We start from the raw sequence: 26,239 nt of genomic DNA on the forward strand, positions 1-26,239 counted from the left end.
CCCGGGGCTCGGTGTCCCGGGCTCAGTTCAGCCGGGCCCGGGCGGCCTTGGCCTCGGCCAGCACACCCTCGGCGACCTTCGGATCGATCCGCTCGACGAGTTCGGCGTACTCCTGCAGCTGCCGAGCCCCGGCTGCGAACTGGCCGGTCTTGGCGAGCAGCGAGCCGCGCTCGTGGCGCAGCGCCGCCGGGTGGCGCGGCAGCAGCAGGGACAGCTCGACCGCCCACAGCCGGGTCCAGGCGCCCTCGATGCCGCGCTCGGGCTGGGCGGCCCACGCGCGGATGTTGTTGAGCACCCGGAGCAGGATCGCGGTCGGCCGGGCCGGCTGCAAAAGCGCCGGATCGCCCGCCTGGCCGCCCGCCTCCGCGGCCAGGCGACGGGCCCGCGACACTGACAGGGGCACCCCGCCGTGGAACGGGTCGGCCAGCTCGAACGCGCCGTCCGGATCACCGATCCCGACCACGAAATGTCCCGGCAACGCGACGCCGTACACCGGCAGGCCGGCCCGTCGGCCCACCTCGATCCAGACCACCGACAGCAGGATCGGCAGCCCGCGTCGACGGCGCAGCACCTCGTGCAGCAGCGACGAGCGCAGATCGGCGTAGTCCGACTGCTGCCCGAAGAAGCGGGCCCGGCCGCCGAGCACGAGCGCGAGCGCCGCGGCGGCCCGCGCCGGGTCGTACCCGGCACCGGCCTCGGCCCGCACGGCCGCCGCGAGTCGGTCCAGCTCGGCGATGCCCGCGGCCGGGTCGAAGGTCGGATCGACCTCGACGCCCATCAGCAACGCGGCCTCGGCCAGATCCACCTCGTCCGCCCGGACCACCGAGGCGAACCGGTCGCGCGGGTTCCCGGGGGCGCTCACGGGCGGGCGACCGGCGATCGGCGGTAGTGGTAACCGTGGTGGTCGGTGAAGCCGAGCGCGTCGTAGAGCTCGCGGGCAGGCCGGTTGTCCGATTCCACTTGGAGCCACCCGGTGACCGCGCCGCTCGCCAGCGCCCGATCGGTCAGCGCCCGGACGATCGCCCGGGCGTGGCCCTGCCGACGATGGGTCGGGTCGACCTCCAATGCGGCGAAGCCCGCGTACCGACCGAGCACGCACACGCGCCCGATCGCGATCGGCGCACCCGAGACGGGATCGCTCACGGTCGCGAACAGGGTGCCCGGTGGGCCCTGGAGCACGTGTCGCTCGGCGTCGCCGCCCGGGCGTCCCGCGACGTGGTGATAGAGGGAGAGCCACGCGTCGGTGAGGGTGTCCTGCACCCGGACCGCACTCGCGTCCACGTCGTGCAGCACGTCCGCCGCGCGCACCAGCCGCCCGGTGCGCATCAGGGCATCGCCCTCCGCGAGCCAGCCGGCCGCGTCGAGGAAGCGGTCGAAGGGGTCGTGGTGCGCGACCTGGAACAGCGTCGGCAACCGGCGTTTCTCATACCAGCGGTTCACCCGATCGAGTGCCTCCTGGAACGGGACCCCGGGCTCGCCCAAAACCAGCACCGAGTTGGCCCGCCGGGTGAACCCGTCCGCCGCCCGCAGCAGCCATTCGCCGAACGTGGCGACCTCCGGCGCGGGCCAGGACCGGCTGGCCACGTCCTGCAACCGGGCCGGGGTCAGCCGCTGCACGGGCGGCGGGACCACCTTGGCGGCCACGATGCTCGCTTCGGCCACCCGGGCGATACTGCCGTCCTTGCGGGTGATTGTCAGCACACCGTCGCGCCAGTCCACGAGGTCGCCCACGACGTCCGTATAGCTCGCTCCGGAGTCCTCGGGCGGCAGCTCGCGGCGCACCGACACGCGCCTGCCCACATCCCGTGGTGTGATCCTCTTCACCTGTCCGGCTTCCCCGATCCGTGCTGACCTCGTCCGCCCACGTCTGCTGACATGTTCCCGGCACACAGGTAAGGGCCACCTGCTAGGAGTAGGCCCCGGCCCACCGCGATACTAGTTGCGGGCACCGACGTTGCCGCGCTCCCGCGCACCCTGTACCGCCCGCATGAGGAGGAACCCGACGTGACCTACGTCATCGCGCAGCCCTGCGTCGACCTGAAGGACAAGGCATGCATCGAGGAGTGCCCCGTCGACTGCATCTACGAGGGTGAACGTGCGCTGTACATCCACCCCGACGAGTGCGTCGACTGTGGAGCCTGCGAGCCCGTCTGCCCGGTCGAGGCAATCTTCTACGAGGACGACACCCCGGAGCAGTGGAAGGACTACTACAAGGCGAATGTGGAGTTCTTCGACGACCTCGGCTCCCCGGGTGGCGCCTCGAAGATGGGCCTGATCGCCAAGGACCACCCGCTCATCGCCGCGCTGCCGCCGCAGGCGACCGGCGAGTAGAGCGACGTGACCGCTTCGCACAACGGTGCGGAAACGCCTACCGACCCCGCAGCAGCGCGGGGTCGGCGGGCGCGTCGCGTCACCGATCTGCTCCCCGTCTTCCCCTGGGACCGCCTCGAACCGTTCGGTGTGCGGGCGCGGGCCCACCCGGGCGGCGTGGTCGACCTGTCCGTGGGTACGCCCGTGGACCCCACCCCGGAGCTGATCCGGGACGCGCTGAGCGCGGCCGCCGACTCGCCCGGGTACCCGACCGTGTACGGCCGGCCCGAACTGCGCGAGTCGATCGCCGCGTGGCTGGTCCGCCGCCTCGGGATCACCGGCGCGAACCCGGACGCGGTGCTGCCGGTGATAGGGACCAAGGAACTGGTCGCGGCGCTGCCCCATCAGCTCGGGCTCGGTCCGGGCGACACGGTCGCACACCCGGCACTGGCCTACCCCACCTACGACGTGGGCGCGCGGCTGGCCGGGGCCACCCCGCTCCCGGTGGTGGACGGCACCCTGCCGGACCCCGCCGGCGTGCGGATGATCTGGCTGAACTCGCCGGGCAACCCGCACGGCGCGGTGCGCTCGGTCGAGGAACTGCGCGCGGTGGTCGAGTGGGCCCGCGCACACGACATCCTGGTGGTGTCCGACGAGTGCTACATCGAGCTGTGCTGGGACGCCCGGGCGGTCTCGGTGCTGCACCCGGACGTGTGCGGCGGCTCGCACGAGGGGCTGTTGGCCCTGCACTCGTTGTCCAAGCGCAGCAACCTGGCCGGCTACCGTGCGGGCTTGGTCACCGGCGACCTCGCGGTGATCCGCGAACTGCTCGCGGTGCGCAAGCACGCGGGGCACATCGTGCCGGGCCCGGTGCAGGCGGCGATGACCGTCGCCTTCGCCGACGACGAGCACGTCGCGGTGCAAAAGGCCCGATATGCGGCCCGGCGTGCGGCGCTGCGCGGCGCGCTGGAGTCGGCCGGCTTCCGGATCGAGCACTCCGAGGCGAGCCTGTACCTGTGGACCACGCGCGACGAGGACTGCTGGGACACTGCGGCGTGGTTCGCCGAGCGCGGCATCCTGGTCGCGCCGGGCGACTTCTACGGCCCGCTGGGCGACCGGCACGTACGGATCGCGTTCACCGCGACCGACGAGCGGGTGGCGGCCGGCGTGGAGCGCCTCAAGAACGGATGAGCAGTGGAACGGTCGAGTGACGAGGCCCGATTGACCTGACGAATCGTCAGATAACGCGTCCCGGGACCGGGATAGGCTGCCGGTATGACCGTGAGGCTTGATCTGTCCCAGGACGCGGCGTCGCTCACCGCGCAACTCGTCGACATTCCGTCCGTCAGTGGCGACGAGCGGGTGCTCGCCGACGCGGTGGAGCAGGCGCTGCGCGCCCATCCGCACCTGACCGTCTTCCGGGACGGCGATTCGGTGGTCGCGCGCACCGACCTCGGGCGGTCCGAACGCATCCTGATCGCGGGTCACCTGGACACCGTCCCGATCGCGGACAACCTGCCGTCCCGGATCGAGGGCCCGCTGATGTACGGCTGCGGCACGTCGGACATGAAGAGCGGCGTCGCGGTCCAACTGCGCCTCGCCGCACAATTGACCGAGCCCAATCGCGACGTCACCTACGTGTTCTACGACTGCGAGGAGATCGAGGCGTCCCGCAACGGGCTGCTGCGGTTGGCGAACACCCATCCGGAGTGGCTCGTCGCCGACTTCGCGGTGCTGATGGAGCCGACCGGCGGCGCGGTCGAGGGTGGTTGCCAGGGCACCCTGCGGGTGCGGATCACCACGCTCGGCACCCGCGCGCACTCGGCCCGCTCGTGGTTGGGCGACAACGCGATCCACGCCGCGGCGCCGATCCTGACCCGGCTGCGGGGCTACGAGGCGGCCAAGGTGGTGATCGACGGGCTCGAGTATCGCGAGGGCCTCAGCGCGGTCGGGATCGAGGGCGGCGTGGCGGGCAACGTGATCCCGGACGTGTGCACGGTGACGGTGAACTTCCGGTTCGCGCCCAACCGCAGCGTCGAGCAGGCGTTCGCGCATGTGCAGGAGGTGTTCGCCGGTTTCGACGTGGTGCTCACCGACGCGGCCGCGGGTGCGCTGCCCGGTCTGGAGCGCCCGGCCGCGGCGGCGTTCGTGGCGGCGATCGGGACCCCGCCGCGGGCCAAGTTCGGCTGGACCGACGTGGCGCGGTTCTCCACGCTGGGCATCCCTGCGGTCAACTACGGGCCCGGCGACCCCAACTTGGCGCACAAGCGGGACGAGCACGTGGAGATCGCACTGATCGGGGACAGCGAGGAGCGGCTCCTGCGCTGGCTTCGGTAGCGGGTGGGCGGACCGATCGCGGTGGTTCCCGATAAATCCGATCAACCGTCGCTCCGGCGTGACAGGGTGGCCGGATGGATGCGCGATTCGCTCCGGAGGAGCCACCCGAGTTCGCCTCGCCCAGTGAGGTCGAGGAGCAGCATCCCGGCATGGGGCACCTCGGCACCGAGGCGTGGCGCGTGCTGCGGATCCAGACCGAGTTCGTGGACGGGTTCGGCATGCTCGCCGACCTCGGCCGGGCGGTGAGCGTGTTCGGCTCCGCCCGGACCGAACCGGGGTCGGCCGAGTACCGGATCGGCGAGCGGGTCGGCCGGGCGCTGGCCGAGGCCGGCTACGCGGTGATCACCGGCGGCGGCCCGGGCGCGATGGAGGCGGCGAACAAGGGTGCCCGGGCCGCGGGCGGGCAGTCCGTGGGCGTGGGCATCAAGCTCCCGTTCGAGTCCGGGCTCAACCCGTACGTGGACCGGGGCATCACCTTCCGGTACTTCTTCGCGCGCAAGACGATGTTCGTCAAGTACGCGCAGGGCTTCATCGTGCTGCCCGGCGGGATCGGCACGCTGGACGAGTTGTTCGAGGCGCTGACCCTGGTCCAGACCGGCAAGGTCACCCACTTCCCCGTGGTGCTGATCGGCCGCCACTACTGGACCGGCCTGATCGACTGGGTCCGCGACGTGGTGATCGCCCAGGGCAAGGCATCACCGGCCGACCTGGACCTGATCCGGATCACCGACGACGTGGACGAGGCCGTGCGGATCATTCGCGATGCCGACCTGGAGTGCTCGAAGATCGAGGCCGAGTCGCGTGCGGACAAGGCCGCGGCGGAACGCCGCGCCGGTGGCGGAGCAATTGCCACCTGACGGGCATTCGGGCGCCCCGTCACGTTCACTTGGGGGACACCGGCGGGCGAAAGCGTAGGGGCGTCCCGATTTTTCCTGCCTTTCACTGGAGAAACCACATGTCGCTGTCCCGCAGGGGCTTCCTCGGTCGCACCGCCACCACCGGTGCCGGTGTCGCCCTCATCGGCAGCACCGGCATGCTGCTGGCCCCGAACGCCTCGGCCTCGTCCCGGCCCAACGGGCAGGGCCGGCCGCCGGCCCAGCCGGGCTACGGTGCGCTGATCAACGACCCCGCCGGGCGGCTGGCGCTGCCCAAGGGTTTCTCGTACCAGATAGTCACCGAGGCCGGTGTCACCAAGCTGGAGTCCGGCGAGGTGACCCCGAGCAACCACGACGGCACCGGTGCCTTCAAGCTGCGTGGCGGCGGCACCGTCCTGGTCAACAACCACGAGCTCGGCGGTTCGCTCAAGGACACCCCGCTCCCGGTCCCGCACCTGTCGGGTCTGGTCTACGACGAGGGTCTCGCCGGCGGCTGCACGGTGGTCGAGGTGAACCGTTACGGCAGGCGCATCCGCGAGTACGTCGGCGTGGCCGGCACCGCGACCAACTGCGCGGGCGGGGTGACCCCGTGGGACACCTGGCTGACCTGCGAGGAGACCGAGCAGCTCGCCGGTCAGGGCAGCGCGACCAAGGACCACGGCTACGTCTTCGAGGTCGACCCCTACGACCGCCGCGCCAACCGCGACCCCAAGCCGATCAAGGCGCTCGGCCGGTTCGCCCACGAGGCGGTCGCGGTCGACCCGCGTCGCGGTCACCTGTACCTGACCGAGGACGCGAGCAACCCGAACGGGCTGTTCTACCGCTGGGAGCCCCCGCGCCACTGGGACGGCGGTCGCGGCCGACTGCGCAAGCTGGCCGACGACGCGGGCACCCTCGCGGCGATGCGCTGCGTGGACGCGAGCGGCAAGCACGTGGACGACCTCTCCCGCGCCACCGAGATCGGCACCACCTACGCGGTGAACTGGGTGACGGTGCAGGAGCGCGACGCCCGCACGGCGTCCATCCGCAAGCAGTTCCAGAACACCGACATCACCCGCGGTCGCAAGATCGAGGGCATCTGGTGGGGCGACGGCGGCGCGTACGTCGTCACCAGCTTCGCCCGCAAGGAGAGCCCGGGCACGCCGCACGACGGCCAGATCTGGTTCTACGACCCGCGTCGCGCCCGGCTGACCCTGAAGCTGCGCTTCGGCGTCAACACCACGCCGGACGTGGACGGTCCCTACGACGGCCCGGACAACATCAGCGTCTCGCCGCACGGCGGCGTGATCATCGCCGAGGACGGCGAGGGCGTGCAGCACCTGCTCGGCGCGACCGAGGACGGCAAGACCTACCCGATCGCCCGCAACGACGTTCCCGGCGGCAGTGAGCTGACCGGCCCGGTCTTCTCCGAGGACGGCCGCACGCTGTTCGCGAACGTGCAGACCCCGGGCACGATGTACGCGATCCAGGGCCCCTGGAAGCGCTGCTGATCGGCTGACCCGCCGGCCGCGGTCGGAGCCCACTTTTCGGCGCCTGCGCCCACCTCCTCGGTGGGCGCAGGCGCCGAAAGACGTTCCCCGGGGACCGCACGGCGGCCCCGCGGGGCCGTCAGGCCAGGGCGCGCCGGGCCACCGCGGGCTGTCGGGTGCCGTGGATCGAGGACACCATGTCCAGCACCTGACGGGTCTCGCCGACCTGGTGCGCGCGGTACACCCGGGCACCCAGCCACGCGCTGACCGCGGTGGTGGCGAGCGTGCCGAGCAGGCGCTCGTTCACCGGCTTGTCCAGCGTCTCGCCGACGAAGTCCTTGTTGGACAGCGACACCAGCACCGGCCAGCCGGTGTCGACCATCTCGCCGAGTCGGCGGGTCGCCTCCAGCGAGTGTCGGGTGTTCTTGCCGAAGTCGTGCCCGGGGTCGATCAGGATCGCGTCCCGGCGCACGCCCAGCCGCGCGGCGCGCTCGGCCAGGCCGATCGTCACGTCCAGGATGTCGGCCATCACGTCCACGTAGCCGATCCGGTGCGGCCGTGTGCGCGGCTGCGCGCGACCGGCGTGCGTGCACACGATGCCCACGTCGTACTTGGCGGCCACCTCGGCGAGCTTGGGGTCCACCCCGCCCCACGCGTCGTTCATCAGGTCCGCGCCCGCCTCGCAGACCGCTTCGGCCACCTCGTGCCGCCAGGTGTCGACGCTGATCACCACGTCGGGGTGGCGACGGCGGACCTCGGCCACGAACGACGCCGTGCGGCGGATCTCCTCCGCGACGTCCACCTCGGCCCCCGGACCGGCCTTGACCCCCCCGATGTCCACGATCCCCGCGCCCTCGGCGACCGCGCGTTCGACCGCGTCCAGGGCGGGTCGATCGTCGAAGGTCGCACCCTTGTCGAAAAACGAGTCCGGTGTCCGGTTGATGATCGCCATGATCACCAACTCGTCGCCACCGAACTCTTGTCGCCCCAGCCTCAGCGTCGTCACCCCGTCGACCTCCGCCCACCACACCCAGCACGTGCCACCTGACCCCCTGATCGTGGCACGATCGTCCCGTGCGACGACCCGGGGGCTTCCCGAAGCGGCCCGGAGCGGACGCCCGTCCCAGCACCTGCACCACCGTCGAAGGGGAGCCGTCCGTGTTCTGGATCCAGCTTGTCGTGGTGACCGGGGTGATCCTCGTGATCGCCGCGGTCGTGCTCGGGGCGGGTGGCTCCCTTCCCGACGCCCACCGCGAACAGCCCGAGCTGCGGATGCCCGGCGACCGCCCGCTGACGAGCGCGGACGTCGACGACATCCGCTTCCCGGTGGTCTTTCGCGGCTACCGGATGAGCGAGGTCGACGTCGTCCTGGACCGGCTCACCGGCGAACTCGCGGCGCGCGACGCGCGCATCCTGGAACTCGAGTACAAGCTCAGCGGCACCACCCCGGCCGGCGTCACCGTGTCGGTCCCGGGCGCCGCCGCCGCGGGTGCGAGCGCGCTCGGCGCCGGCCGGCTCGCCCCGCCGCCGCGTGCCGTGGGCAACACGCTGTCCCTGGAGAAGCCGGACCGGGCCGTCTCGACCGGGTCCGACCCGGACGAGACCCGGCCCGCGAGCGTCGTCGCGGGTGCGGGTGCGGGTGCGGGTGCGGGTGCGGGTGCGAATGTGGATGCGGATGCGGACGAGACGCGCGAGTCGGTCGTGAGCGAGGCCGACACCCCGGCCACCGACACCCCGGCCACCGACACCCCGGCCACCGACACCCCGGCCACCGATACCCCGGCCACCGACGCGGCGTCCGCCGAGCCGACCGCCGAGCCGACCGCCGAGCCGACTGCCGAGCCGACTGCCGCCGCGGACGACGACGTCGCGCCCACCGCCGAGTCGAAGGGCGACCCCAAGCCGTGACCGTCATCGGCGGTCCGGTCGCGGGACCGGACGGACTGCTGCGCTGCCCGTGGGGCGCGACCGGACCGGAGGACTACCGGATCTACCACGACACCGAGTGGGGCGTCCCCGTGCACGGCGAGGACGCGCTGTACGAACGCCTGTGCCTGGAGGCGTTCCAGTCCGGCTTGTCCTGGCTGACCATCCTGCGCCGACGGGCCGGCTTCCGGGCGGCCTTCGCCGACTTCTCGATCGCCCGGGTGGCTCGGTTCGACGACGCGGACCGGGCCCGGCTGCTCACCGACGAGGGCATCATCCGCAATCGGGCCAAGATCGACGCCGCGATAGCCAACGCACACGCGGCGCAGGCCCTCCAGGGCGGTCTGGACGCGCTCGTATGGTCGTTCGTACCCTCCGGGCGCCGGAAGGCTCCCGCGGCCCTGTCGGACGTACCGGCGGTCACCGACGAGTCCACCGCGCTGGCCAAGGAGCTCAAGCGCAAGGGTTTCCGGTTCGTCGGCCCCACCACCGCCTACGCGCTGATGCAGGCATGCGGGTTGGTCAACGACCACCTCGCGGGCTGCGCGTCCCGCTGAGTCGCCCGACGACCGCCCGGCGGGCCGCGCGTCCCGAGCATCGGGCACCGCCGCGGGATCGACCTCGCGCGGCGGTGCGCCGAGCCCGGCTCAGCGGCCGACGAAGGTCGGCTTCTCCTTGGCGACGAACGCCGCGACCGCGATCCGGTGGTCCTCGGAGCCGCCCGCGCGCAGTTGCAGTTCCTCCTCCTTGACCAGGGTGTCGATCAGCGAGTGGGACGCGCCGTAGGCGACCGACTCCTTGAGCGCGGCCAGCGCCACGGTCGGCCCCTCGGCGAGCCGGCGGGCCAGTTCGCGGGCCGTGTCGAGCACCTGATCGGCCGGTACCACCTGGTTGGCCAGGCCCAGTTCGAGCGCCTCGGCCGCCTTGACCGTGCGCGGCAGCATCAACAGCTCGACCGCCCGGGCCTGACCGACCAGCCGCGGCAGCGTCCAGGACGCGCCGGAGTCGGCGGTCAGCGCGACCCCCGCGAACGCGGTGTTGAACCCGGCCGTGTCCGCCATGATCCGGAAGTCGCAGGCCCACGCGATCGCCGCGCCCGCCCCCGCCGCGACGCCGTTGACCGCGGCGATCACCGGCTTGGCCATCGTGGCGAGCGCGGTCACCAGCGGGTTGTAGTGCTCGCGCACGGTCGCGAAGGTGGCCTCGGGGCCGGTCTCCAGCTGCCGAATGTGCGCCTTGAGATCCTGACCGACACAAAACGCCCGACCGCTGCCGGTCAGCAGAACCGCTCGCACGTCGGCGTCCTCGGCCGCGCGGAGCACCGCGTCGCGCAATGCGATCTTGGTCGGCTCGTCCAGCGAGTTCATCGCGTCGGGACGGTTCAGCGTGACGGTCGCGACTCCGTCGGCGAGTTCGTAGAGCACATTGTCGGTCTTGTCGGCCATTTGCCTGCCTCCGCATCACGTACATCACCGCAGGTGGGATGTGCACAGCATGCCGGACCGCCGCGCCGTGCCCCAGCCCGGCCCTGACGGACCGTCAGCTCATTCCCGAGCCGAGGCCGAGCCGGGACGGACCATCTCATTCCGTCGCCGTACGGACGGGGTTCCGGAGGTCGACGGGACCCGATGTTGCTCACCCCACCGTTCGATGCGGGATAATGGTCCCTGATCAATGCTCTCGAAGACCGGTGGCCGGTTTGAGCACCGGTGCGTCGATATGCAGGAAGGGGAACGAGCATGGCGGCCATGAAGCCGCGGACGGGCGACGGCCCGCTCGAGGTGACCAAGGAAGGGCGGGGCATCGTCATGCGCGTTCCGCTTGAGGGCGGTGGACGGCTCGTAGTCGAGTTGTCGGCCGATGAGGCCGGTGCCCTGAGCGAGGCGCTGAAGAACGCCGTGGGCTGACCCCCAGGGGCGACGCCCTCGACGAAAGTCGTGATGCGACGGCCTCGATTCGGACATGGAGACTCATGTCCGGATCGGGGCCGTCGGCATGTCCGGGCGGCTCCCGGCGACCGCGCGTGACGGCGGTGCCCGGCGGTGATCAGCCCCGGCGGGCCGCGCAGAGCAGGCCGTCGCCGACCGGGAGCAGGGCGGGCACGAGCGACTCGTGCTCGCGGATCACCCGCAGCACGTCGCGCACGGCCGCGGTCTCCGCGTCCCGGTGCGCCGGATCGGCCACCCGGTCGCGCAGGAGCGCGTTGTCGAAGCACACCACGCCGCCGGGCCGCAGCAGGCGCAGCGCCTCGGCCAGGTAGTCCAGGTACTCCAGCCTGTCACCGTCGCAGAACACCAGGTCGTAGCCGCCGTCGGCGAGCCGCGGCAGCACCTCCAGGGCGCGGCCCGGGATGAAGCGGGCGCGGCCGCTGGGGAAGCCCGCCTCGGTGAAGGTCTCCTTCGCGAGGCGCTGGTTCTCCGGGTCGGAGTCGACCGTGGTGAGCACGCCGTCGGGGCGCATGCCGCGCAGCAGGTAGAGGCCGGAGACCCCGGTCCCGGTCCCGATCTCGGCGACCGCCTTGGCCTCCACCGCGGCCGCGAGGAAGCGCAGCGTGGCGCCGCCGCCCGGACCTATCGGGACCACGCCGACTTCCCGGGCGCGGGCGCGGGCGCCCGCGAGGACGGCGTCCTCGCCGACGTACTCTTCCGCGAACGCCCAGCTCGCCTGGCGATTGCCGGAAATGGCTTCCTCCTCTGTCCCGGCCGCCCGTACGCGTCTCGACGGGTCGGCCACCTGAGCGCAAGGGTATTACCGAGGGGTCATCCGCCCGGCCGGGGAGCGCCGCACGAGTGCGCCCGGGGCGCCGGAGCCGACCGCCCTCGGCGACCGGGCCGAATTCGGGGAACCCCGTCCGGACGCGGTTCGTTGACCCCCTCGGAAGACAGGTGAACACGAGGCTCGTGGTCTCGCGGCACCGCAGGTGGGTCGGATCCGGGCTCGGCGCCCTTATCCGGGCTTAACAGGCAGGGCGCTTATGGTGGTTGCGCTACTCGGAAGAGGAGGTGTGGCAGTGGTCGACCACCGCGGGGAACAATCCTGTACCCGCGACGCGTCGCCGATGCCGGATCACGTGGCCGAAGCCGCAAACGCAATCAGCAGCCCAGCCCAGGCCGAATGGGTCCCGCCGTCGTGGGAGGACATCGTCCGCACCCACTCCGCTCGGGTCTATCGGCTCGCCTACCGCCTCAGCGGCAACCCGCACGACGCGGACGACATCACCCAAGAGGTGTTCGTCCGAGTGTTCCGATCGTTGTCGAGCTACACGCCCGGCACGTTCGAGGGTTGGCTGCACCGCATCACCACGAACCTTTTCCTCGACATGGTTCGGCGCCGTCAGCGCATCCGCTTCGAGGGTCTGGGCGACGACGCGGGCGAACGCCTCGCCGGTCGTGAGCTCTCACCCGCGCAGGCATACGACGACGCCCACCTGGACGCGGACGTCCAGCAGGCGCTGGATGCCCTCGCCCCGGAGTTCCGCGCCGCGGTCGTGCTGTGTGACATCGAGGGCCTGTCGTACGAGGAGATCGCCACCACGCTCGGAGTGAAACTCGGGACCGTGCGCAGCCGCATTCACCGCGGCCGGTCCCAGCTCCGTGCGGCGCTGCGGCATCGTGCTCCCCGGAACAAGGCAGGCCAGGAGACGGCTGCGGAGGTCCGGACCACGGTGCGGAGATGAGGGACCGTGACCAGTGAGCCCGGCGACCGCTTGGGCAGGGGGGTAGTGAGTGCCACACGGGTGGGGCGCGCCGCGACCCGACGTGGGGCATGCGAGGTGGGGACATGAGCCACCTCGACGACAAGCTCGCCGCCTATGTGGACGGCGAGCTGGGCCATGAGGCCCGCGAGAAGGTGCTGGCGCACCTCGCCGAATGCGCGGACTGTCGCGTGGAGGCGGAGGAGCAGCGCCAAGTCAAACAACTGCTCGGCAAGGTGCGGCAGCCCGGTCCGTCGGACGAGTTGATGGCACGGTTGTTGGGCCTGGGCGAGTCCGCCCAGGAGCCGCCTCCGCCGCCCGCGTCGGGGGACCGCTTCACCTTTCCGGCCGCCGGGCGGCCGACGGCACGTGCGCGCTCGCGCTCGACCGGTCCGCGGGCCGGTCGGCCCGGCAACATGCCCGAGCGGGTGCGCCCGCCGGTGAGCCGGCGTCGGCTGACGTTCGCCGCCGCGGGCGCGTTTTCGATGATGGCCGTCGCGCTGAGCAGCGCGTTCGTGCCGGGCGGGACCAGCGGCGGCACCGAAGGACGTCCCGCGGCGCCGGCCGTGGAGCGCTACCTCGTGGAGCAGGCCGCCACCACGACCGCGCTGCCCGAGGGCTCGGCGCCCCGACGCCCCGCGTTGGTGCTGGCCGGGACGCCGCTGACGGTGCCGGTCCCGTCGGAGGGCGCCGCCCGGCAGTAGCGCCGCCGGTTCACCCTCGCGCCGGCCGATGGGTCGGCGCGGGGACCGGCCCGGCCGCCGCGGGAATGGGCGGAAACGGTTCGTCGTCGGTCGGCCCGAGTGTGCGGGGCCGCGAGTGGGCGCTTTCGGTCGGCCGCGAGTGGGGCACTTTCGGTCGGCCGCGCGTGCGGCGTGGCGAGGCGGGTATCCGCTGCCGCCGGGACGGCACCGATCGGCACGCGCAAGACTGTGGCCGTGCCGGGGAGCAGCAGGTGCTCGGCACACCGGGAGCGGTAGGAAGGCACACGATGAGCGACGCATACGGCCGCGGGGGAGCGGAGCCGCCGCGAGGCGACGACGCGCCGGCCGGGCCGGGACCCGATCACGACGCGGAGCGGGCGGCCTTCCCGCCCGGAGCGCCGCCCTCGACGGCAGGCGCCCGGCGGGAGGGCGAGCCCGATTCCCGATCCGCCGAACCGGCCGGGGCCGGGCCCCTCACGCCGGCCGAGACACCATTCGGAGCATCGACCGAGGCACCGTTCGAGCGGCCGGCCGAGCCCGGCCCCGACGACGAACCCGCCGCGTTCCCGGGCCGGCCGCCGTTCGCAAAGGCCGAAGGCCCGGCGCGGGACGCGGCGGGCGAGGACGCCGGTGCCCGGGACGCGGCGGCCGGCGAGCCCGGGCAGGGCGATCCCGCCATCGAGCCGGCCGCGTTCGGACCCCCGGTCCCGGATGTACGGGAAGCGGTCACCGCCGAGGTGCCGGTGGTGCACGGCACCGCCGAACTCCCGAGCGCGGACGATCCCGCGTACGACCCCTTCGCGCCACCCCCACAGCCGCCCCCGCCCGCCGGGCCGCCGCCGCAGCCGTGGCCGGGAGGGACCGGTGCCTACGGCACGCAGCCCGGCGCGGGGCAGACCGGCTACGGGCCGTACGGGCCGTACCCCTCGTATGCCCCGCAGGCGGCCTACGCGCCCTATCAGGCCGTGCCGTACGGGTATCCGGTACCGGGAGACATGACCGGCGCCGGCGGGCCCACCGAGGACCTCGGCAGGCGTTACGGCCGCCGGCTGGTGGTGTGGGCCGCGGCCATCGCGCTGGTGGCCGGTTTGATCGGCGGCGGCATCGGAGCCTGGGTCGCCGACCGGCAGGACACCAAGGTCCGGCTCGGCGATCCGCCGCCCGCCGGTCCGGTTCGGGGCAAGGACACCATCGCCGGGCTCGCGGGCAGCACGCTGCCCGGCGTGGTCTACATCCACGCCAAGACCGGCCGCGGCGAGGCCACCGGCACCGGCTTCGTGCTGGACACCGCCGGCGACATCCTGACCAACAACCACGTGGTCGAGTCGGCCTCGTCCGGCGGCACGATCACGGTGACCTTCAACGACGGCCAGCAGACCTCGGCGACCCTGGTCGGCCGGGACACCGGCTACGACCTCGCGGTGATCCGCGTGTCGGGCGTGCGGGGGCTGCACCCGCTGCCGTTGGGCAACTCCGACAGCGTCCAGGTCGGCGACCCGGTGATCGCCATCGGCGCGCCGTTCAACCTGGAGGGCACCGTCACCTCCGGGATCATCAGCGCCAAGGACCGCGCCGTGAGCGCGGGCGGTTCCGGCAGCGACGTGTCCTACATCAGCGCGTTGCAGACCGATGCGCCGATCAACCCCGGCAACTCCGGTGGTCCGCTGATCGACGCGGCGGGCTCGGTGATCGGGATCAACTCGGCGATCCGCTCGGCCGGCGGTGGCGGGCAGGGCAATCCGTTCGGAACGCAGCAGGAGGCGGGCAGCATCGGTCTCGGCTTCGCCATCCCGATCAACCAGGCGCGCCGCGTGGCGCAGCAGCTGATCGAGACCGGCAAGGCGTCGCACCCGGTGATCGGCGTCTCGTTGGACGTCGCGTACCAGGGCGACGGCGCGCGGATCGCGTCTTCGGACGTCAAGGGCACACCGCCGATCCGGGCCGGGGGACCGGCCGAGCGGGCCGGGCTCAAGCCCGGCGACGTGATCAAGGCGATCGACGGTCGCAAGGTGCACGACGCCAACGAGTTGATCGTGGCGATTCGCTCCAAGGCGCCCGGTGCGGTGATCAAGTTGACCATCGAGCGGGACGGGACCGAGCGCACGGTCGACATGACCCTCGAAGCCGGATGACCCGGACATGACGTACACATGTCCGGACGGTCACATCTTCCGACGATAGGCACCAAACGGAGCGTTCGATGCCGGCCGCGGCCTTCCGCTTCAGGTGCCGACGACTACTCTGAGGGGGTTCGGTCGCCCGATCGAACCCCCTCGGCGCAATCTCGTGGAGTCCAGGTGTTCGACGTCGGTGCACCCGAGATGGTCGCGCTCGTCATTCTCGCGATCGTGATCTTCGGCCCGGAGAAGCTGCCGAAGATGATCGGCGACGTGGCCCGCACCATTCGTAAGTTTCGCGAGTTCTCCTCCGGGGCCCGGGCCGATCTGAAGAAGGAACTCGGTCCGGAGTTCGAGAACATGCACTTGGAGGACCTCAACCCCAAGACGTTCGTCCGCAAGAACCTGATGGGTGACGGGGACGACGACCTGGGCATCCGCGAGCTGCGCGACTCGCTCGGCAAGGACTTCGAGGAGATCAAGGGCCTGGCCGGCGGCAGCCCGTACGACCCGGACGTGCCGGACACCTCGTACAGCCCGCCGTCGCTGCAGAAGAAGGCTGCCGGCCCCCGGGTCGAGCCCGGTGAGCGCCCGCCGTACGACGCCGACGCGACCTGAGCGTCGGCGGTCCCGCGTCGAGGGTCCTTTCCGACGCGGGTTCGAGGACCGCTCCCGGGCGCCGTCGACTCCCGGCCGCCGGCCGCCGATCACGTGCGAGGCCGCGTGCGCATTCGGGCACTATGGAGCCGAGATGCACGGGCGGTGTGTGGTCGGTGACGCGGCGGATACATGTATCGGACGGACGGTCCGCCCGGAAGTCGTCGGGGGAGACGGCTCCGGACATGGCAGACCGAGGCAGCCGACGGCGCCGTCGCGCCGCGCGAGAGGACCTGAGGCGGAGTATGGACACAATCAGCCACGCGGGCGAGGCGTTGCCCTCCGAAGAGGCCGGCAAGCCCGGCCTGCTGGCGGCATATCTGGGTGCGGAGTTCCCCTGGTACGGCCTGGACGAGGGCTGGAACGGGCGGCGTTGGTTGTCGTCGGTGTGCAGGGGCCGGGGCACGATCGAGTACGGCACGCTCGGCCACGGCGATCTGCCGAGCCGGCGACCCGGTGATCCGACACCGCGCCGGTTCGTGTCCGTGGTGACCGTCCCGCGGCGGCCCAAGCGGCCGGCCGGGGACGGTACGGGACAGATGGAGGCCACCTCCAAGGCGAGCGCGGCGTCACTCGCAGGGGTGGCATTGCTCGCGGAGAGTTGGCCCTGGCAGCTCGACCGGGCGACCCGGGCGGAGTGGCTGGATCAGCAGACCAACATCGCGTGGGACCTGTCCGACAACCTGACCGGACCCGGGTGGACGGACCTGGCCATCCCGGTGAACGGGGTGCCCGCGCGCTTCCGCTATCGGGAGTCGGCCTACGGCTGGGTGCTCGCGGGCGAGAGCGCGGGCGTTTACCTTGGGGTGTACGGGCGCGGTGCGAGCGCGTACGGCCTGGGCCTGTCCCGCGGGGTGGACCTGCGCATGTACGCGACGCCGGATTCGTGACCCCTGGTCGATGACCCCGGCGGCACGGACGCGACCGTCGAACGGGCGCGCGTGCCTCCGGGATCATCGTGATGGGGCCGGTGTCCGCGGTGGCGCGGTCCGGCCGGCCCGCACCGAGGCGACCTCAGAAGTTGCGCAGCGGGGTCAGCCCGAGCTGGAGGCCGGCGAGGCCGCGCTCGCGTCCGCCGAGCTTGGCCGCGATCTCGCCCAGGGCGATGGCGGCGAGCGATTCCGGGGCATCCAGCACGACCGGCTTGCCGGTGTCGCCGCCCTCGCGCAGCCGGGTGTCGATCGGGATCGAGCCGAGCAGCGGGACCTTGGTGCCGGTGGCCACGGACAGGCCGTCGGCGACTCGCTGCCCGCCGCCGGAGCCGAACACGTCGACCATCTCGCCGCAGTGCGGGCACGGCAGCCCGGCCATGTTCTCGATCACGCCGGCGATGGTCTGGCGCGTCTCCACCGCGATGGTGCCCGCCCGCTCGGCGACCTCGGCCGCCGCCTGCTGCGGCGTGGTCACCACCAGGATCTCCGCGTTGGGGACCAACTGGGCGACCGAGATGGCGATGTCGCCGGTGCCCGGCGGGAGGTCGAGCAGCAGCACGTCCAGGTCGCCCCAGTAGACGTCGGCGAGGAACTGCTGGAGCGCGCGGTGCAACATCGGGCCGCGCCACACCACCGGGGCGTTGCCCGGGGTGAACATGCCGATCGAGATCACCTTCACGCCCTGCGCCGACGGCGGCATGATCATGTTCTCGACCTGGGTGGGCTTGCCCTCCACGCCCAGCATGCGCGGCACCGAGTGGCCGTAGATGTCCGCGTCCACGATGCCGACCTTGAGCCCCTGGGCGGCCATCGAGGCGGCCAGGTTCACGGTCACCGACGACTTGCCGACGCCGCCCTTGCCGGAGGCCACGGCGTACACGCGGGTGAGCGAGCCGGGCTGGGCGAACGGCACCTCGCGCTCGGCCTGGCCGCCGCGCAGCCGGCTCGCGAGTTCCTTGCGTTGCGTGTCGCTCATCACGTCGAGGTCGACGCGGACCGAGGTCACGCCAGGCAGCGCGCCGACCGCCTTCTCGACCCGGCTGATGATCGTCTCGCGCATCGGACAGCCGCTGACGGTCAGGAAGACCCCGACCTCGACCCGCCCGTCGGCTTGGATCTCGACGGATTTGACCATGCCCAATTCGGTGATGGGCCGGTTGATCTCGGGGTCCTGGACGGTCGCCAGCGCATCCTGGATGTCGTCCGCCGAGGGCAGGGTTGCAGAAGCCATACCGTGAGCTTACGACGCTCACGGAAAAAGACTTCGAGAGCATCGATCTCCGAGCCGGATGGGGAGGTGGCCACGTGACCACAGTGGCCGAAGAGGCGCTGGTGGCCCGGTTCCGTCGGGAGCTGGGCCTGGTGTCGCTGATCGACGTGCACACCCACTTCATGCCCAAGCGGGTGCTGGACAAGGTGTGGGCCTACTTCGACGCGGCGGGTCCGCTGCTCGGCCGGCCCTGGCCGATCACCTACCGGCTCGACGAGGACGAAGGGGTCGCCGCGCTGCGCGCGTTCGGCGTCTCGGCGTTCACGTCGATGCTGTATCCGCACAAGCCCGAGATGGCCGCGTGGCTGAACGCGTGGGCGCGCGAGTTCGCCGCGCGTACCCCGGACTGCCTGCACACGGCGACCTTCTTCGCGGAACCGGGGGCGGGCAAGTACGTGCGCGAGGCGATCGAGTCGGGTGCGGTCGTGTTCAAGGCGCACGTCCAGGTCGGTGGGTACGACCCGACCGATCCGCTCCTGGAGGACGTGTGGGGCACACTCGCGGACGCGGGGGTGCCGGTGGTCGCGCACTGCGGTTCGGGGCCGGTGCCGGGGGCGCACACCGGGCCCGGCCCCATCGCCCGGGTGCTGGCCCGACACCCGCGGCTGCGACTGATCGTCGCGCACATGGGGATGCCGGAGTACGGCGAGTTCCTGGACCTCGCGGACCGCCACGAGGGCGTGCACCTGGACACCACGATGGCCTTCACCGACTTCGTCGAGGAGTTCACCCCCTTCCCGCCCGCCGACCGCGCCCGGCTGCGGGACGTCGCGGATCGCATCCTGTGGGGCAGCGACTTCCCGAACATCCCCTACGGCTACATACACGCGCTGGACGCGTTGACCCGGCTCGACCTGGGCGACGACTGGCTGCGGGCGGTCTGCCACGACAACGCGGCCCGCCTGTTCGGCCGGCCGTGAGGGTCGCCGACCCGGGGTAAACGAGTGTCGGTGCGAAACGGCGGCCGGTTACCGTGCCGCGCATGGCGACCGTCACGTATGTCAGGGGAGACGCCACCACGCCGCTGGGCAAGGGTGTCAAGGTGATCGCCCACGTGTGCAACGACCAGGGCGGCTGGGGCAAGGGCTTCGTGCTCGCGCTGTCTCGGCGATGGCCCGAGCCGGAGGCCGACTATCGGCGGTGGCATCGCGAGCGGGCGCACAACGATTTCGGGCTCGGCGCGGTGCGGCTGGTCCGCGTCGACACCTACCTGTGGGTGGCCAACATGATCGGCCAGCACGGCATGCGGACCGGCAGCAAGGGGCCGCCGGTGCGCTATGAGGCGATCGATCGGGCGCTGACCGAACTCGGGCACCGGGCGCTCGAACTCGATGCCTCGGTCCACATGCCGCGAATTGGCTGTGGTCTGGCGGGGGGCAACTGGGGCAGGGTGGAGCCGCTCGTCCTCGAACGGTTGAGCGCGTGCGGTGTCCAGGTCACCGTCTACGACCACGATTGACCACGAGGCGAGGCGCCGGGTGAGTACGGGGATCACGACGAACACCGAGCCGGCGCCGCCCGCGACCGCGCCGAACCTGTGGCGGGACGCGTCCTTGTCGGCCGTGCTCGCCGGCCTGATCGCGGTGCTGGTCTCCTACTCGGGGCCGCTGGTGATCGTGCTGACCGCGGCGTCCGCCGGCGGACTGACCCGGGAGCAGACCGGCTCGTGGGTCTGGGCGCTGTCCATCGGCAGCGGGCTGACCTGCCTGGGCCTGAGCCTGTACACCCGGATGCCGATCGTCACCGCGTGGTCCACGCCGGGCGCCGCGCTGCTGGTGACCAGCCTGGGCTCGTACTCGTATCCCGAGGCGATCGGCGCGTTCGTGGTCACCGGCGTGCTGATCACCGTGATCGGGGTGACCGGCGTGTTCGGCCGGCTGATTCGCCGGGTGCCCGCCGCGGTGGTGTCCGCGATGCTGGCCGGGATCCTGTTCTCGTTCGGTACCGGGGTGTTCACGTCGGTCAAGACCGCGCCCTGGATCGCCGGCGGCGTGCTGCTCGCCTATCTGGTCGGCAAGCGGTTCCTCCCGCGCTACGCGGTTCTGGCCGCGCTCGTGGTCGGGGTGGTCTGCGCGGCGGCGACCTCACGGCTGCACGTGCGCATCGACGCGTTCGAGATCGCCCGCCCGGAGTGGACCACGCCGCACCTGTCGGTGCCGGCCCTGATCGGGATCGCGGTGCCGCTCCTGGTGGCCACCCTCGCGTCGCAGAACGCCCCCGGAATGGGGGTGCTGGCCGCGTCCGGCTACGCGCCGAACGACCGGGTGCTGATCGGTTCGACCGGGGCGGTCTCCACGTTGCTGGCGCCGTTCGGGTCGCACGCGATCAACCTGGCCGCGATCACCGCCGCGATCTGCACCGGCCCCGAGGCGCACCGCGACCCCCGCAGGCGCTACGTCGCGGGGGTCTCGTGCGGGGCCTTCTACCTGGTCGTGGGCATGTTCGGGTCGACGCTGGTGGCCCTGTTCGCGGGCCTGCCCAAGGAGCTGGTCGCCGCGGTCGCGGGCGTGGCGCTGTTCGGCGCGCTGGCGAGCGGCCTCACCGGCGCGATGGCCGACGACGAACACCGCGAGGCGGCGCTGATCACCTTCCTGGCCACCGCGTCCGGGGTCACCATCGGCGGCATCGGGTCCGCGTTCTGGGGGCTGATCGCGGGCGTCCTGGCCCACCTGGTGCTGTCCGGCGGCCGGTTCAGCCGGTCGGGTGCGCGGTCATGAGCACGCGCATGCCCTCGGCGAGATCGCGGCCCGTGGGGGCGTTCTCCGGAGCGAACATCCACTGGCTGACCACGCCCACCAGGAGCGCCTGACACAGCGCTCCCACCGTGCCGGTGAGGTGCTCGTTGCCCTCCTCGGGCACACCCAGGAAGATCGAGGCCAGTCCGGAGCGGCCGTCGTTCTGCGCTGCGGCGAGCACCTTGTGGATCTCCGGCAGCTCGTCGAGATGGGCCAGGATCTCGAAGTTGGCCGCCCACATCATCCGGTGCGACTCCATCAGGTCGATCACCCGCGTCCAGATCGCCTCGAAGCGCTCCAGCGGCGCGGTCTCACTGCCGACCGCGTCGGCCAGCGCGTTGCTCAGTTCCGTGCCCCACCCCTCGATCGACTCCAGCAGCGCCTGCTGCATCAGTGCGTCCTTGGACCCGTAGTGATAGCCGATCGATCCGAGGTTGGTTCCCGACGCGGCGACGATGTCGCGCGCGGTGGTGCGCATGTAGCCCTTCTCGTACAGACAACGTTTGGCTCCGGCCAGCAGGTCTTCGCGGTGTCCCATGAGGCGATCGTAACCCCGCATTAGACAAATGTCTTATACGAACGACTCATACGTCTGTATAAAAAGGGTCCGTCGAACCCTCGCCCGGCTCCGACCTCAGGAGTGCTCCGGGTCCGGCGGGTGCTGCTGCCGGGTCAGGTGCGCGTCGGTCACGTTGCGGCCCATCAGCCACCCGTCGGTTTCCCGGCGTTCGTCCAACTCCTTGAGCATGGACTGGAGTTCCGAGCGCAGGAAGTCCCGGGTGGCGACCTCGCCCAAGGCGATCCGCAGCGCCGCGACCTCGCGGGTCAGATACTCGGTGTCCGCGATGTTGCGCTCGTTGCGGGCCCGGTCCTGTTCCAGGTTGACCCGATCCCGGTCGTCCTGCCGGTTTTGCGCGAGCAGGATCAGCGGTGCCGCGTAGGACGCCTGCAGGGACAGCACCAGGGTCAGGAAGATGAACGGATACTCGTCGAAGCGCAGCGCCGGCGGCACGAAGATGTTCCAGCCGATCCACACGATCACCGTGGCGGTCATGTAGACCAGGAACCGGCCGGTGCCCAGGAAACGGGCGATCCGCTCGGAGAACCGACCGAACGCCTCCGGGTCGTACGCGGGCAGCAGCGGACGACGCCCCGGGTCGCGCGGTTGATCCAGGCGCGGGCGGCGGCGCTTTTCGGTGCTCGTGCTCTCACGTGCCACGACGGACTCCCCCGTCTCCGTGTATGGCGCCCTCGCGCCAGTCCTCGGGCAGCAGGTGGTCGAGCACGTCGTCGACGGTGACCGCGCCGAGCAGGTGGTCGTCCTCGTCCACCACGGGCGCGGCGACCATGTTGTACGCGGCCAGGAAACTGGTCACCTCGGCCAGCGGGGTGTCCGGCCGCAGCGGCATCAGGTCGGTGTCCAGGACCGCGCCGACCAGGGTGAACGGCGGATCGCGCAGCAGCCGCTGGAAGTGCACCGTGCCCAGGTACTTGCCGGTCGGCGTCTCGGTCGGCGGCCGGCAGACGTAGACCTGACTGGCCAGGGCGGGCGACAGGTCGGAGTTGCGTACGTGCGCGAGCGCCTCGGCGATCGTGGCGCCCGGCTCCAGCACGATCGGCTCGGTGGTCATCATGCCGCCGGCGGTGTCCTCGACGTAGGTCAGCAGGCGGCGCACGTCCTCCGCCTCCTCGGGCTCCATCAGGCCGAGCAGGCGTTCCGCGGTCTCCTCGGGCAACTCGGAGATCAGGTCGGCCGCGTCGTCCGGGTCCATCGCCTCCAGCACGTCGGCCGCGCGCTCCTCCTGGAGCTGGCCCAGGATCTCGACCTGGTCGTCCTCGGGCAGTTCCTCCAGCACGTCCGCGAGCCGGTCGTCGTCCAGTGCCGCGGCCACCTCGGCGCGGCGCTTGGCGGACAGGTTGTGCAGCACGTTGGCCAGGTCGGCGGGCCGCAACTGCTCGAAGGTGGCGAGCAGGTTGGCCGCGCCCTGCTGGTCCTCCGGGCGTTCGAAGCCGATCACCGCGTTCCAGTCGACGGTGATCGTCTCGCCGCGCCGCCGGCGCAGCCCGGAGGTGCCGCCCTTTTGCACGAACAACTTGGAGATCAGCCAGTCGCGACCGCGCCCGAGCGCCATCGCGACGTCCAGGACGGTCACCGCCTCGTCGGTCTCGGCGAGGGTCACCCGGCGGTCCAGCATCTCGGCGAGCACCAGCGTCTCGCTCGGCCGCTGCTCGAAGCGGCGCATGTTGACCAGCCCCGTGGTGATCACCTCGCCGGTCTCCACGCTGGTCACCCGGGTCATCGGGACGAAGATCCGCCGGCGGGTGGCCACCTCGACGACCAGGCCGAGCACGCGCGGGGGGAGCTGGGCGGTGCGCAGCATCACCACCACGTCGCGCAGCCGGCCGACGTGGTCGCCGTTGGGGTCGAACACGGCCACGCCCGCGAGGTGCGAGATGAACACCCGCCCGGATGACGCACTCATGCCGTGGTCCCTCCGTCGCCGATGTGTACGTCCGCGTTGGCCGATCCGCGCGGTCTCGCCGCGGGTGCCCCGGACGGTCAGGCTACCGGTGAAGGTGGGCATGATCACGACACCCGGTGCCGGGCTCAGTACAGTGCCGCCCGTGCGCTTGCCTCAGACGAAGACCACGATCGCCCTCCTGGCCGCCTGCGTCCTCACCGGCACGGCGTGTTCGAAGGCGGAGACCGGGCTCGGTGCGGAGTCCGCGGACTCCATAGCCGGCAAGTCCAAGACCGCGGCCGCCGGAGCCGGCGCCGTACACGTGCAGGGCGTGTGGAAGATCCAGAGCCAGCAGTTCCGGATCGACCTGCGGCTCAAGCGCGAGGGCGGGGTGGGCACCGTGGTCACCGCGGACAGCACCATCGAACTGCTGCGGATCGGCGAGGACCTGTTCGTGCGCGGCGACGCCCGGCTCTACCAGGGTCGGGACGGGCGTGGCGGCGCCGATGTGGAACAGTCGGCCCAAGCGCTGCGGGACAAGTTCGTCAAGGTTCCGCCCGCCGATCCCAGTTATGCCCGACTGTCCGGGTTTACCCGGATGCAGGACATGATCACCGATCTGATCCGTCTCAACGGCAAGCTCAAGAAGGACGGCCGGGAGAACGTGCGCGGCGCCGAGTCGCTCAAGGTGGTGGCGGATCGAGGTCGCGGCGGCGAACTGCGGGTGGCCCTGCACGGGATCCCGTTCCCGCTCAAGTACATTCCGTCGCCGAACGGCGGAGCGCTCGAACTCTTCGAATACAACCAGGACTTCCCGCTGGTGCTGCCCAAGCCCGAGGACGTGGTCGACTACGGCACGCTGACCGACGGCAAGGAACCGTCGGGCAAGCCGTCGGACAAGCCCGGCGGGCCGGTACCCGGCACCGACTGAGGCGGGCGATTCCGGCTCCGGGATACCGTTTCCGGCAGGACGGCGACCGGGCGGGCGTCGATTCAGGTCAGCGAACCAACGAGACATCGAACGACGAGGGAACCCAACGGTGGATCACGTGCGGCGCGGCTTCGTGGTGGCTACGGCTGTATCGGTCACGGTGCTGGCCGCCGGGTGCAGTGCGGGACGACCCGCACACCGCTCGTGGCAGGCCCCGGTGGACGAACCGATGGCCGGTGCGCCGCTGGGCAACCAGGTGGACGGCCTGGACCCGGCGGCCATCCTGCAGCGTGCCCAGGCCGCGACGGCCGGGGCGAAATCGGTGCACGTCAAGGGCGAGTTGGCGGTCCCGGGCACGGCCGGCAAGCCGGCCAAGCCGTTCAGTGTGGACATGCGCTTCACCAGCACCGGCAGCGAGGGCCAGATCGTCGAGGACAGCACGACCGCCTACGTCACCCGGGTGCAGAACCAGGTCTGGTTCCGGGGCGACGCGAAGTTCTGGTCCAAGGTCGAGGGCACCAGCACCGAGGTGGCCAACCACGAGAAGTACGTACAGGTCCCCTCCGGTGACAAGAAGTACGACGGCATCGTGGAGAACACCTATGTCGAGCGGCTGACCAACAAGCTGATGGGCAAGCCGGGCAAGCTGGAGAAGGGCCCGGTCAAGCAGGTCAACGGGCACAAGGCGATCGCGCTGGAGAACCGGACACCGGGCGCGGGCGGCACCATCTGGGTGGCCACCGAGGGCGCTCCGTACCTGTTGCGGATGGAGTCGGCCCCGGACGCCAGGCAGGCCGGCGCGTTCGACTTCCTCGGCTACGGCGAGCGGGTCGACGTGCACGCGCCGGATCCCAGGGAGGTGGTGGACAAGGGACTGACCCCCCAGGGTCGTCCGACCGGCAGCAACGGTTCCTCGTCCGGCCCCGGCGGCGCCTCGACGCGGCCCACCAACGGCGGCACGCCCTCCACCTCCACCACGCGCCGTTCCGACATCGGCCGGATGAGCAAGCCGCCGGTGCCCGGCGGCCTCAGGAACGACCCGCTGTTGTTCTCCTGACGCACCCTGGTGCCCGCCGCGGACGGACCGAAGTGGCGACCCGGTCTCAGTCGCGTCGGCGCAGGCGGCCGATCGACAGGTTGAACGGCGACGCCCCGCGCGTCACCGCGGGTGAGCCGATCGGCACCGTGCGGCCCGCGTCCCGGGGTACCGACCGGGCCGAGCCGGTCGGGGTGAGCCGGATCAGGTCGCACTCGCGCGCCCAGCGGGCCGGCTGCTCCTCGCCGTCCGGCGCATTCAACCGGGCCGCGTGCAGGGCCAGGACGGCCGGCTCGTACGTTGGGTCGTCCGGCGTGACCACGGTGACCTCGGCGGTCCACCCGGGCAGCCGGCCGCCCTTGTCCTTGCTGCGCATGTCCACGAGCGCCCGCCCGGCCTCGGCCAGGCCGGGCACGAACTGCTCGACGGCACCGTCCTCGCGGGCGGTCATCAGCCACGACGAGCCGTCCAGCCACACGTGCCAGACCGGGCGGGGCGGCGCGGTGCCGACGGTGAGCCAGAGCAGGCCGGACTTCTTCGCGCCTTCTTCGAGCAGCGCGCTTTCCTCAAGCAGCGCGCCTTCTTCACGCAGCGTGCCTTCCCCGGGCTGTGCGCCTTCCGCGCCCCGCTCGCGCGGCGCGTCCGCTCCCGAGAGTGCGTCGGTGTCCGTCATGCGCCACAGCGTCCCACAACGGGCGGGCGCGGAACGTGCGCCACCTCATAGCCCGGGTGGGGTGACCCGTCGGTAACCTGACCGCACGATCCGCAGCACTGGGAGGACCAG

General features: G+C 71.8%; 28 protein-coding genes. 18 read left to right on the forward strand and 10 right to left on the reverse strand.

The window, feature by feature from the left end; genetic code table 11:
• Positions 1-22: 22 nt before the first annotated feature.
• The gene (locus A3IC_RS0144985; protein WP_020556626.1) at positions 23-862 is read right to left on the reverse strand and encodes a transglutaminase family protein; all 840 of its coding nucleotides are present in this window, start codon (positions 860-862) and stop codon (positions 23-25) included.
• On the reverse strand, positions 859-1,800 hold the full coding sequence (locus tag A3IC_RS60230) for a GNAT family N-acetyltransferase (protein WP_020556627.1): 942 nt from the start codon (positions 1,798-1,800) through the stop codon (positions 859-861). The genes A3IC_RS0144985 and A3IC_RS60230 overlap by 4 nt, the downstream gene beginning before the upstream one ends.
• Positions 1,801-2,004: 204 nt before the next feature.
• Here A3IC_RS60230 and fdxA point away from each other — a divergent pair, with 204 nt between their 5' ends.
• From fdxA to A3IC_RS0145015, 5 genes are all read left to right on the forward strand, one after another.
• Positions 2,005-2,331: a ferredoxin gene (gene fdxA, locus A3IC_RS0144995; protein WP_020556628.1), complete on the forward strand. Its 327-nt coding sequence runs from the start codon at positions 2,005-2,007 to the stop codon at positions 2,329-2,331.
• Positions 2,332-2,418: 87 nt separating this feature from the next.
• Positions 2,419-3,501, forward strand: coding sequence for a succinyldiaminopimelate transaminase (dapC, locus tag A3IC_RS0145000; RefSeq protein WP_026219469.1), 1,083 nt, complete (start codon positions 2,419-2,421; stop codon positions 3,499-3,501).
• Positions 3,502-3,585: 84 nt separating this feature from the next.
• Entirely contained in the window at positions 3,586-4,647 is a 1,062-nt protein-coding gene (gene dapE / locus A3IC_RS0145005; RefSeq protein WP_020556630.1) for a succinyl-diaminopimelate desuccinylase, read from the forward strand.
• A gap of 74 nt (positions 4,648-4,721) precedes the next feature.
• Positions 4,722-5,504 (forward strand): LOG family protein, encoded by a 783-nt coding sequence (locus A3IC_RS0145010; RefSeq protein ID WP_020556631.1) that lies wholly within the window; start codon positions 4,722-4,724, stop codon positions 5,502-5,504.
• A gap of 98 nt (positions 5,505-5,602) precedes the next feature.
• Positions 5,603-7,012 (forward strand): alkaline phosphatase PhoX, encoded by a 1,410-nt coding sequence (locus tag A3IC_RS0145015; protein WP_020556632.1) that lies wholly within the window; start codon positions 5,603-5,605, stop codon positions 7,010-7,012.
• A 118-nt stretch (positions 7,013-7,130) separates the two neighbouring features.
• Here A3IC_RS0145015 and folP read toward each other — a convergent pair whose 3' ends face one another.
• Complete coding sequence (gene folP / locus A3IC_RS0145020) at positions 7,131-7,943, reverse strand: dihydropteroate synthase (protein WP_052174093.1); 813 nt, start codon at positions 7,941-7,943, stop codon at positions 7,131-7,133.
• 122 nt (positions 7,944-8,065) lie between these two features.
• Here folP and A3IC_RS72005 point away from each other — a divergent pair, with 122 nt between their 5' ends.
• Together A3IC_RS72005 and A3IC_RS0145030 are read left to right on the forward strand one after the other, a co-directional pair.
• A complete protein-coding gene (locus tag A3IC_RS72005; protein WP_052174077.1) occupies positions 8,066-8,899 on the forward strand; it encodes a DivIVA domain-containing protein in 834 nt (277 codons plus the stop codon).
• Entirely contained in the window at positions 8,896-9,474 is a 579-nt protein-coding gene (locus tag A3IC_RS0145030) for a DNA-3-methyladenine glycosylase I (RefSeq protein ID WP_020556635.1), read from the forward strand. The genes A3IC_RS72005 and A3IC_RS0145030 overlap by 4 nt, the downstream gene beginning before the upstream one ends.
• Before the next feature lie 90 nt (positions 9,475-9,564).
• On the opposite strand, the gene A3IC_RS0145035 is transcribed toward A3IC_RS0145030, so the two are convergent.
• The gene (locus A3IC_RS0145035) at positions 9,565-10,362 is read right to left on the reverse strand and encodes an enoyl-CoA hydratase/isomerase family protein (RefSeq protein ID WP_020556636.1); all 798 of its coding nucleotides are present in this window, start codon (positions 10,360-10,362) and stop codon (positions 9,565-9,567) included.
• Between the two features lie 294 nt (positions 10,363-10,656).
• Between A3IC_RS0145035 and A3IC_RS66225 the strand changes: the two genes are divergently transcribed.
• On the forward strand, positions 10,657-10,824 hold the full coding sequence (locus tag A3IC_RS66225; protein ID WP_078976897.1) for a DUF3117 domain-containing protein: 168 nt from the start codon (positions 10,657-10,659) through the stop codon (positions 10,822-10,824).
• 139 nt (positions 10,825-10,963) lie between these two features.
• Here A3IC_RS66225 and A3IC_RS0145050 read toward each other — a convergent pair whose 3' ends face one another.
• Positions 10,964-11,650 (reverse strand): O-methyltransferase, encoded by a 687-nt coding sequence (locus A3IC_RS0145050; protein WP_020556638.1) that lies wholly within the window; start codon positions 11,648-11,650, stop codon positions 10,964-10,966.
• A gap of 325 nt (positions 11,651-11,975) precedes the next feature.
• Between A3IC_RS0145050 and sigE the strand changes: the two genes are divergently transcribed.
• The 5 genes from sigE (at position 11,976) to A3IC_RS0145075 (ending at position 16,979) form a co-directional block, all read left to right on the forward strand.
• Entirely contained in the window at positions 11,976-12,593 is a 618-nt protein-coding gene (sigE, locus tag A3IC_RS60240; protein WP_052174094.1) for an RNA polymerase sigma factor SigE, read from the forward strand.
• A gap of 104 nt (positions 12,594-12,697) precedes the next feature.
• Positions 12,698-13,315: an anti-sigma factor gene (locus tag A3IC_RS60245; RefSeq protein WP_020556640.1), complete on the forward strand. Its 618-nt coding sequence runs from the start codon at positions 12,698-12,700 to the stop codon at positions 13,313-13,315.
• 287 nt (positions 13,316-13,602) lie between these two features.
• On the forward strand, positions 13,603-15,447 hold the full coding sequence (locus A3IC_RS72010; protein ID WP_052174078.1) for a S1C family serine protease: 1,845 nt from the start codon (positions 13,603-13,605) through the stop codon (positions 15,445-15,447).
• A 165-nt stretch (positions 15,448-15,612) separates the two neighbouring features.
• A complete protein-coding gene (locus A3IC_RS0145070) occupies positions 15,613-16,050 on the forward strand; it encodes a sec-independent translocase (protein WP_020556642.1) in 438 nt (145 codons plus the stop codon).
• 284 nt (positions 16,051-16,334) lie between these two features.
• Positions 16,335-16,979, forward strand: a complete 645-nt coding sequence (locus A3IC_RS0145075; RefSeq protein WP_020556643.1) for a hypothetical protein — start codon at positions 16,335-16,337, stop codon at positions 16,977-16,979.
• Between the two features lie 124 nt (positions 16,980-17,103).
• Here A3IC_RS0145075 and A3IC_RS0145080 read toward each other — a convergent pair whose 3' ends face one another.
• Positions 17,104-18,252 (reverse strand): Mrp/NBP35 family ATP-binding protein, encoded by a 1,149-nt coding sequence (locus A3IC_RS0145080; RefSeq protein ID WP_020556644.1) that lies wholly within the window; start codon positions 18,250-18,252, stop codon positions 17,104-17,106.
• Between the two features lie 74 nt (positions 18,253-18,326).
• Between A3IC_RS0145080 and A3IC_RS0145085 the strand changes: the two genes are divergently transcribed.
• The 3 genes from A3IC_RS0145085 (at position 18,327) to A3IC_RS0145095 (ending at position 21,008) form a co-directional block, all read left to right on the forward strand.
• Positions 18,327-19,211, forward strand: coding sequence for an amidohydrolase family protein (locus A3IC_RS0145085; RefSeq protein WP_020556645.1), 885 nt, complete (start codon positions 18,327-18,329; stop codon positions 19,209-19,211).
• A 62-nt stretch (positions 19,212-19,273) separates the two neighbouring features.
• Complete coding sequence (locus A3IC_RS0145090) at positions 19,274-19,750, forward strand: macro domain-containing protein (RefSeq protein WP_020556646.1); 477 nt, start codon at positions 19,274-19,276, stop codon at positions 19,748-19,750.
• Between the two features lie 19 nt (positions 19,751-19,769).
• A complete protein-coding gene (locus tag A3IC_RS0145095; protein WP_020556647.1) occupies positions 19,770-21,008 on the forward strand; it encodes a benzoate/H(+) symporter BenE family transporter in 1,239 nt (412 codons plus the stop codon).
• On the opposite strand, the gene A3IC_RS0145100 is transcribed toward A3IC_RS0145095, so the two are convergent.
• The 3 genes from A3IC_RS0145100 to A3IC_RS0145110 all read right to left on the reverse strand — a co-directional run bounded on the left by A3IC_RS0145100 (position 20,983) and on the right by A3IC_RS0145110 (position 23,509).
• Positions 20,983-21,564: a TetR/AcrR family transcriptional regulator gene (locus A3IC_RS0145100; RefSeq protein WP_040878341.1), complete on the reverse strand. Its 582-nt coding sequence runs from the start codon at positions 21,562-21,564 to the stop codon at positions 20,983-20,985. The two genes, A3IC_RS0145095 and A3IC_RS0145100, sit on opposite strands and share 26 nt — an antisense overlap.
• Positions 21,565-21,660: 96 nt before the next feature.
• Positions 21,661-22,245, reverse strand: a complete 585-nt coding sequence (locus A3IC_RS0145105) for a DUF1003 domain-containing protein (protein WP_020556649.1) — start codon at positions 22,243-22,245, stop codon at positions 21,661-21,663.
• Positions 22,235-23,509, reverse strand: coding sequence for a magnesium transporter MgtE N-terminal domain-containing protein (locus A3IC_RS0145110; RefSeq protein WP_026219473.1), 1,275 nt, complete (start codon positions 23,507-23,509; stop codon positions 22,235-22,237). The genes A3IC_RS0145105 and A3IC_RS0145110 overlap by 11 nt, the downstream gene beginning before the upstream one ends.
• Positions 23,510-23,651: 142 nt before the next feature.
• Here A3IC_RS0145110 and A3IC_RS60255 point away from each other — a divergent pair, with 142 nt between their 5' ends.
• Together A3IC_RS60255 and A3IC_RS0145120 are read left to right on the forward strand one after the other, a co-directional pair.
• The gene (locus A3IC_RS60255) at positions 23,652-24,419 is read left to right on the forward strand and encodes a hypothetical protein (protein ID WP_052174079.1); all 768 of its coding nucleotides are present in this window, start codon (positions 23,652-23,654) and stop codon (positions 24,417-24,419) included.
• A gap of 109 nt (positions 24,420-24,528) precedes the next feature.
• A complete protein-coding gene (locus A3IC_RS0145120) occupies positions 24,529-25,476 on the forward strand; it encodes a hypothetical protein (protein WP_020556652.1) in 948 nt (315 codons plus the stop codon).
• Between the two features lie 46 nt (positions 25,477-25,522).
• Here the strand turns inward: A3IC_RS0145120 and A3IC_RS0145125 are convergent, their stop codons facing one another.
• Complete coding sequence (locus A3IC_RS0145125) at positions 25,523-26,128, reverse strand: hypothetical protein (protein ID WP_020556653.1); 606 nt, start codon at positions 26,126-26,128, stop codon at positions 25,523-25,525.
• Positions 26,129-26,239: the final 111 nt, after the last annotated feature.

This window comes from Embleya scabrispora DSM 41855 (assembly GCF_000372745.1).
Lineage (GTDB): Bacteria > Actinomycetota > Actinomycetes > Streptomycetales > Streptomycetaceae > Embleya > Embleya scabrispora.